Source organism: Aeromonas sp. QDB63 (genome assembly GCF_027707425.1).
GTDB classification, from domain to species: Bacteria; Pseudomonadota; Gammaproteobacteria; order Enterobacterales; family Aeromonadaceae; genus Aeromonas; species Aeromonas caviae.
Window position 1 is genome coordinate 1 of record NZ_JAPCIS010000066.1, and the last position, 3,517, is coordinate 3,517.

At 42.6% G+C, this 3,517-nt stretch carries 3 protein-coding genes and 2 pseudogenes; 2 read left to right on the top strand and 3 right to left on the bottom strand.

Annotated features, from left to right (window positions below):
- From PG879_RS20310 to PG879_RS20320, 3 genes and pseudogenes are all read right to left on the bottom strand, one after another.
- Positions 1–77: pseudogene (locus tag PG879_RS20310) on the bottom strand (SMR family transporter); the annotation flags it as partial.
- A gap of 243 nt (positions 78–320) precedes the next feature.
- Positions 321–977 carry a quinolone resistance pentapeptide repeat protein QnrA1 gene (locus tag PG879_RS20315; protein WP_012579084.1) on the bottom strand — a complete coding sequence of 219 codons (657 nt, stop codon included), beginning with the start codon at positions 975–977 and terminating at the stop codon, positions 321–323.
- Positions 978–1,307: 330 nt separating this feature from the next.
- Positions 1,308–1,511, bottom strand: a pseudogene (locus tag PG879_RS20320) (IS91 family transposase); the annotation flags it as partial.
- Positions 1,512–1,548: 37 nt separating this feature from the next.
- Here PG879_RS20320 and PG879_RS20325 point away from each other — a divergent pair.
- Both PG879_RS20325 and PG879_RS20330 read left to right on the top strand, forming a co-directional pair.
- On the top strand, positions 1,549–2,328 hold the full coding sequence (locus tag PG879_RS20325; RefSeq protein WP_014386410.1) for an APH(3')-VI family aminoglycoside O-phosphotransferase: 780 nt from the start codon (positions 1,549–1,551) through the stop codon (positions 2,326–2,328).
- Between the two features lie 151 nt (positions 2,329–2,479).
- Entirely contained in the window at positions 2,480–3,481 is a 1,002-nt protein-coding gene (locus tag PG879_RS20330; protein ID WP_023408311.1) for an IS30 family transposase, read from the top strand.
- Positions 3,482–3,517: the final 36 nt, after the last annotated feature.

Below are 3,517 nucleotides of genomic sequence, written 5' to 3' on the forward strand. Positions count from 1 at the left end.
CCCGACCAGACTGCATAAGCAACACCGACAGGGATGGATTTCAGAACCAGAGAAAGAAAATAAAATGCGATGCCATAGTGCCAAGCCTATGAGTAAGATGCCTGGTGCTCCCAGTAGTTGGGTGATTGCCAAAGAGCGCTTGACCTGAGCCAGCTCGGCGTGCAGTTGAGTCTTCATAATGCCTCCTTTGAAGGGAAGGTATAACGTCGGCTGCGGCAGCAGAGAAACGGCATTCCGGCGGTAATACTCTGCTATAGCAGAATCTGCCTTGTTGCAGCGCGGAACTCAAGTGATATTTGCCTCTTGTGTTTGCATTCGAGCTAATCCGGCAGCACTATTACTCCCAAGGGTTCCAGCAGTTGCTCCTGTTGCCAGGCACAGATCTTGACTCCTTCGAGGTTGACCCGTCTGGGGTCGAGCCCATCCAGATCGGCAAAGGTTAGGTCACAGCCCCGCAGATTGACCTGTTGCCAACAGTCGCGGGAGAAGGTGCCGCGGCTGAGATCTGAGCCCATCAAGGAAGCGCCGCTGAGATTGGCATTGCTCCAGTTGTTTTCAAACAGCTCGCATTTTTCCAGGCATTGGCCACTCAAGTTGGTATAGGCCAGGTTGCAACCTGAGATATAAGCCGAGCAGAAGTACATCTTATGGCTGACTTGATTGTAGAAGCGGGCCCGGGAAAAGTTGGCGCCCTTGAGATCGCACTCCCTGAACTCTATGCCAAAGCAGTTGGCACCGCTGAAGTTGGCCAAAGACAGACGGCAGGCCTTGAAACTGGCATCGCGCAGATCGGCATAGCTGAAGTGACACCCTTCAACGGCGCCGCTTTCAATGAAACTGCAATCCTCGAAACTGGCATCCTGCAGCTGACAGTGGCTGAAGTCACACTGATAAAAGCGGCAGCGGCGAAAACGGCTGTCACTCAAATCCTGGCGTGAGAAATCCTCTTGCTGAAAAACTTTATCAATAATATCCATACGGCTTCCTTTAATCAGGGAGGGTGCTAACTCTTTCGGCGAGCTTTGCCTAGGCAGGCAAACATGGGGTTGGTTCGCGCCTTCCCAACAACCTTTGCGGGTATAGGAAGTATAAACCACCTTTTTGCTCCTCATCCGAAGTATCTTACCTGAAATTCCCTCACTCGTTTACCGCTCAAGCCCCAATTTTAACTGCCGGTCCAGCCTAAACCGCTCTAATAAGGTTCGATTTGGCGGTAAAATCTCTAGCCTGATAGCTCGAGAGATACAAACTGCCCCACCGCCCCGTTTAAAAGTTGGCAGTGTTGAGCAGTGTTGGATTTGGGGTCGTCAGTCAAAGAGACGACTCTGTGATGGATCGAACAGGCTGGGAGTCAGTGGCGGCGCTCGTTCTGGTGGCAGCTCACGCTGCTTGGCGGCATTCGCCTTGGCTGTTTTCTGTTTCAGATGCTTGAGAATCTGCTCAATGACCTTCGGATCTTCGATGCTGGCAATCACTTTGACGTGACCGCCGCAGTGTTCGCAGACTTGCATTTGCGGGGTTTTTAATGCTGAATAAAAGGAAAACTTGATGGAATTGCCCAATATTATTCAACAATTTATTGGAAACAGCGTTTTAGAGCCAAATAAAATTGGTCAGTCGCCATCGGATGTTTATTCTTTTAATCGAAATAATGAAACTTTTTTTCTTAAGCGATCTAGCACTTTATATACAGAGACCACATACAGTGTCTCTCGCGAAGCGAAAATGTTGAGTTGGCTCTCTGAGAAATTAAAGGTGCCTGAACTCATCATGACTTTTCAGGATGAGCAGTTTGAATTAATGATCACTAAAGCGATCAATGCAAAACCAATTTCAGCGCTTTTTTTAACAGACCAAGAATTGCTTGCTATCTATAAGGAGGCACTCAATCTGTTAAATTCAGTTGCTATTATTGATTGTCCATTTATTTCAAACATTGATCATCGGTTAAAAGAGTCAAAATTTTTTATTGATAACCAACTCCTTGACGATATAGATCAAGATGATTTTGACGCTGAATTATGGGGAGACCATAGAACTTACCTAAGTCTATGGAATGAGTTAACTGAGACTCGTGTTGAAGAAAGATTGGTTTTTTCTCATGGCGATATCACGGATAGTAATATTTTTATAGATAAATTCAATGAAATTTACTTTTTAGATCTTGGCCGTGCTGGGTTAGCTGATGAATTTGTAGATATATCCTTTGTTGAACGTTGCCTAAGAGAGGATGCCTCGGAGGAAACTGCTAAAATATTTTTAAAGCATTTAAAAAATGATAGACCTGACAAAAGGAATTATTTTTTAAAACTTGATGAATTGAATTGATTCTAAGCATTATCTAAAAATACTTAATTGTCTTTTAACGTCGCTAAATTTTAAATAAATAAGTGAAGAGTGTTAGTGGAGCCACTGATTTAAAGTTGGCAGAGTAAAACTTGAAGTGCGACATAAACCACCTAATTAATTTAAAGGGTTTATGGAGTATATAAAATTGTCATACCATCATCTTAACTTTGAAGATCGTACTGCATTAATGCTTGAGTCAAGAAAAGAAGGCTTTTCAGCCAGAAAATTTGCTGAACTCATTAAAAGACATCCTAGTACGATCTATCGTGAGCTTAAAAGAAATAGCATCAATGACGTTTATCAAGCTCGATATGCTTCTGATAACACCTTCGCTAGACGTAGACGTGGTCACAGAAAACTCAAAATCGATTCAATCCTCTGGAAATTTATTGTTGAAGCGATCCGTTGTTTATGGTCTCCTCAGCAAATAGCAAAGCGTTTAAAGACATTTCCTGATTTGGATCAAACAATGAATGTAAGCCATACAACGATTTATTCAACGATACGAGCATTACCAAAGGGTGAGTTGAAAAAAGACTTATTATCCTGTCTACGTCATGAAAATAAAAAGCGAAAAGCTAACGGTGAACCTAAAAAAGATTCTATATTACAGGATATTAAAACTATTCATGAGCGCCCAGCCGAAGTTCAAGAAAGAAAAATACCGGGTCATTGGGAAGCTGATTTAATTAAAGGTAAAGACAATAAAAGTTCGATAGCAACACTTATTGAACGAAATACACGGCTCTGTATCTTGGCAACATTACCTGATGCAAAGGCAGAATCAGTGCGCAAGGCTTTAACTGAAGCTCTGAAATATTTACCTGCAGAACTGCGTAAAACGTTGACCTATGACCGTGGACGTGAGATGTCAGAACATAAAATACTCGAAGAAGATTTAGGCATAGATGTATATTTCTGTGACCCACATTCACCCTGGCAAAAAGGCACATGCGAAAATATGAATGGTTTAATTAGGCAATATTTACCTAAAGGGATTGATTTAAATCAGGCAGATCAGCATTATTTAAATCAAGTTGCCATGTCACTGAATACTCGTCCTAGAAAGGCGTTAGATTGGCTTACACCATTAGGGAAGGTGCGAATAAGCGGGGAAATTCTTCTCGGCTGACTCAGTCATTTCATTTCTTCATGTTTGAGCCGATTT

Bases quoted from the DNA above. Each gene is read 5' to 3' on its own strand.
- PG879_RS20315 (WP_012579084.1), bottom strand. From the start codon at position 977: ATGGATATTATTGATAAAGTTTTTCAGCAAGAGGATTTCTCACGCCAG.
- PG879_RS20325 (WP_014386410.1), top strand. From the start codon at position 1,549: ATGGAATTGCCCAATATTATTCAACAATTTATTGGAAACAGCGTTTTA.
- PG879_RS20330 (WP_023408311.1), top strand. From the start codon at position 2,480: ATGGAGTATATAAAATTGTCATACCATCATCTTAACTTTGAAGATCGT.